The 3,502-nt window shown below is 48.7% G+C and carries 1 protein-coding gene and 1 pseudogene; both read right to left on the reverse strand.

All coding sequences use genetic code 11. The annotated features are described in order from the left end of the window. Positions 1-751 (reverse strand): annotated as a pseudogene (locus tag AB7U36_RS20785) (excinuclease ABC subunit UvrA); the annotation flags it as partial. Positions 752-903: 152 nt separating this feature from the next. Then, positions 904-2,712, reverse strand: a complete 1,809-nt coding sequence (locus AB7U36_RS20790) for an SLC13 family permease (RefSeq protein ID WP_428161536.1) — start codon at positions 2,710-2,712, stop codon at positions 904-906. Positions 2,713-3,502 lie beyond the last annotated feature (790 nt).

Below are 3,502 nucleotides of genomic sequence, written 5' to 3' on the forward strand. Positions count from 1 at the left end.
CAAACGCGGCCTGGGGCGCTACCACCAGCCGGTCTATAACCACTTCAATGTGGTGTTTTTTATTGCGGGCCAGGGCCTGGACATTTTCAAGATCCTGGACCACCCCGTCCACCCGGACCCTTGCATAACCTTCGCGTTTGAGCTCTTCAAGGCGTTCCCGATGTTCCCCTTTACGGTTTTCCACAATGGGCGCCAGAAGCAGGATCTTAGACCCGTCAGGCAGATCCATAATCTGGGAGACCATGGCCTGGGCATGGCCCCGTCCCACCTTTTTCCCGCATTTATAGCAATACTGGGTCCCCACCCGGGCAAAGAGTACCCGCAGGTAGTCGTAAATTTCAGTGATGGTACCCACGGTGGAGCGTGGATTTTTGGAAGCGGACTTCTGTTCAATGGCAATGGTGGGAGAAAGCCCCCGGATGGTATCGTAGCGGGGTTTTTCCATCTGCCCGATGAACTGCCGGGCATAGGAGGACAAGGACTCCACATACCGGCGCTGGCCTTCGGCAAAAATGGTATCAAAGGCCAGGCTGGACTTGCCCGACCCGGAAACACCCGTCACAACCACCAGCTTTTTCTTGGGGATCTCTACATCAATATTTTTAAGGTTATGTTCCTTGGCACCCCGGACAATGATCCGGTCCAGTTCCTTGGACCGGGAATCTTCTTCCAGGGGGTGCAGGGGAGTCGGGCTATGAGCAGCATATTTATCAGCTGTCTGGGTTACAGCGGCAGCAATATTTTTTTTCATGGGTCACCAGGATTTGTTTTTGGTTAACCCAACAACGATAATCACCTGCAATAAAAAGTAAAGTCTGGATAACGGGATTTTAACTATAATCATTGTGAATGGGTAATTTTAGCAAACGCCTTCACTCATACCATAAAAATTAACCCTATACTCTATAGAGCGAGAAGAACAACCGCCGTCGTCGCCATAACCAAAGACAAACCAACTCCGACCTTGATGAAATCCTTTGTTTTGTATCCTCCGGGCCCCATGGTCATCAAATTACATTGATGAGCAAACGGAAGAACAAAGGCGCAACTGGCGCCATAGGCCACAGCGAGAAATGTTTTACTGACATCAATACCGCTAGCTTCTGCTGCAGCATAAGCAACCGGTGCAAGGATAACCGCGGCTGCCGCATTGTTAGATGCCGTGCTAAACAGAGAAGAAACCACAAACAGCACCCCCAAAACATAGAACGGCCCCAAACTCATCTCCGCCGGGAACAAATTGGCGGCCATTTTACCCGCCACACCGGTCTGGAATAATGCGTCACCCAGAGGAATTGTACCTATAATCAGAAATAGGATTCGAAAATCAATTGCTTTTTGAGCGCCTCGAAGCGAGACACAGCCGGTTGCCACCATTAAAAGCGCACTGGCCAAGGCACTGACCGCAAGAGGGAACAATCCGAGAACCGGCGGTAAAAGGGCCACGGCCAGAAGCACAAGCGCGATAGGTGCGTGTCGGACATCTTCTTCAGATTGTTGCCGATCCAGAAGCACCAGATCATTATTTTCCTCAAGCTTTCGGAAATATCGGACGGGGCCGTATACGAGCAGGGCATCACCAAGTTTCAACGGGGTAGCGCCTACGTCTTTTTCGATAATTTTACCGCTTCTTAAAATGGCGAGGACTGACAGTCCAAACACGCTTCGAAAACTAATGTCGATCAGGGTTCTGTCGAGGAAGGCAGAGTGAGGTGAAATTAATACCTCAGCCATATTGATCCCCCGTCCTCTCAGACTCTCCAACTCGACCTCAGTTGCAATCTCAATGGGAATTGAGTGCACTTTGGCAAGTCTTTGAGCGTCTTCATCCCGTCCATCGACAAAGAGAACATCGCCGGCATGCATCTTGAGATCCGGCCGGATGTCTATGAATTGTTTTCTAAAACCCTTTTTGCGGGCGATTTGGACAACTTCGATCTGGAATCGCTTTCCAAGGCTTGCCTTTTCAATTGTGGCATCGGCCAAATCAGACCCCGATGGAATGGTCAGTTTGAAAAGTTTTTTTTCGGGATTGTACCGTTTTTTCAACCGCTCTTGGAAACTTCCGACCCTGGGTGTGTTGTCTAACCTATTCTTACCGATTAGTCTGGTCCCGATCAGAACCATATATGCAATGCCGGCGACAGAGATGGGAACGCCTAAAACAGCGAACTCAAACATCCCGAGAGCTTTATCTCCGCCGCTAAGTCGGTCAAGTTCACTTCCAAGGATGAGGTTGGAAGTCGTCGAGATCAAGGTAAGCGTGCCGCCGAGAATCGCCGCATACCCCAGGGGCATCATTAATCGAGAAGGGGAAATGTTTGCCCTGCGGGAGAGCACCAAAACAGCTGGAAGGAAAACTGCAACAGTAGCCGCGTTTGACATGATTGCGGAGAGAACACAGGTGGTGACCATGATCAGCAAAACCAGACGCCACTCTTTTTTGCCACCGAACCGCTCAAGCATTCTCCCCATCAGCGTAGCGACACCGCTCTCCTTAAGCCCGGCTGAAAGTACGAATATGGCTCCCAGAGAAATCACCGCGCTGTTACCGAACCCGCGGAGGGCTGCCTCAGCAGGATTAACAGTCCCGGTGAGCGCAAGCACAACCGGGATCGAAAGAGCAGTGGCCTCAAGAGGGATAAGCTTGCTGATAAAAAGAACCATGGCCGCAACCAACGTAGCAACGGCGATCCAGGCGTGGATATCCATTTTTATGATCCCTCCATGTTATCGTTGCGCTGAATCCGTATGGATTGTGGAAGTCTTGATCCTGATCCGTGGCCAAAGAGTTTTTTCGTTTTGTATTCCTTAAAGTCAATCCATATCAGAAATGATTTGTTTAATCGTCTCTGCAAGTTGAGGAACATCTTTTGCACAAGTATCAAAAGCATAAAACAAGTCGGATAAAGAATCAAGCATTTGGGATGACATTTTTCCTCAATTTCAGAGGGCGCCGTCCCGCCCTATCAAGCATCGTCCCCGGGATTTGTACAGGCAAATTGAGGGAAACAAAATGCGATTCAAGCTTCAAGGTTCAGGCTGAATTCCGGCCTGTTCTTCAGATAGATGAAAAACATCGGAAAGCCGTATGCGGGAAAACCGCACGTACGGTTTAATGAAAGGAGGCTGGACTATACCCTGGCTCCTGCTCTACCCAAATCTGTCCCCGGATTACTCGATAATCAAGTTTTGATCTCCTCCAGGAAGAGAGCAAACATTTTGTCTGCCGTATTAAAGCAAGAAGCACCAGAACAATAGTCATCCAGAATGATATTAAACCCGACAGCCATGTATTCTATAAAGAACACTTAAAAGTATACACCTTGATTCTGACCTATGGACTGATGTTTTTTCTTGACGGCTCAATCAAGAACATCTGGGGGAACGAACCCTGTTTCATCAAGCTGCCGGAATCTGTTAACCTTTCTGTTCAAACTCAATATCCCAATAAATTTCAGATAGTGGCAATTCACAATTAACAGATTCCATTTTTAGAATT

The sequence above is a fragment of the Desulfobacter sp. genome (assembly GCF_050177295.1).